The sequence below is a fragment of the Pseudomonas sp. 67(2021) genome, assembly GCF_017491835.1.
Taxonomy (GTDB): Bacteria; Pseudomonadota; Gammaproteobacteria; order Pseudomonadales; family Pseudomonadaceae; genus Aquipseudomonas; species Aquipseudomonas atacamensis.
This window is the reverse complement of the sequence record NZ_JAFGYL010000095.1, coordinates 1-455: the sequence shown is the minus strand read 5'-3', so window position 1 is coordinate 455 and position 455 is coordinate 1. Positions and strand designations below refer to the sequence as shown.

The window sequence follows — 455 nt, the reverse complement described above, 5'->3', positions numbered from 1 at the left end:
ATAGAAGGTTGATATGACCCAATATGTCTACCGCTTCGGCGGCGGTGTTTCGGATGGCCATGGGCTGAGCAAGGAACTGCTCGGTGGCAAGGGCGCGAATCTGGATGGGATGGCCTCGATTGGCCTGCCCGTGCCCCCCGGCTTCACGATCAGCACCGAAATGTGCACGCGCTATTATGAAGAAGGCCAGGCCTTCCCTGACAGCCTGCGCGCTGAAGTCGCCACTGGCCTTGCGCATATTGAGGGCATTACCGGCAAATCCTTCGGCGATCCCGCCAATCCGCTGCTCGTGTCGGTGCGCTCGGGCGCGCGCGTGTCGATGCCGGGGATGATGGATACCGTGCTCAACCTGGGGCTGAACGACGCGACCGTTGCGGGCCTTGCCACCACCAGCGGCGATGCGCGCTTTGCGTGGGACAGCTATCGCCGCTTCATCCAGATGTATTCAGATGTCG

Annotated in this window: 1 protein-coding gene; it reads left to right on the top strand. The window is 61.8% G+C overall.

Annotation, left to right across the window (positions count from 1 at the left end):
- Positions 1 to 13: 13 nt before the first annotated feature.
- Positions 14 to 455 (top strand): PEP/pyruvate-binding domain-containing protein (locus tag J5M66_RS26680; protein ID WP_279382202.1); only part of this gene is annotated, 442 nt, incomplete at its 3' end.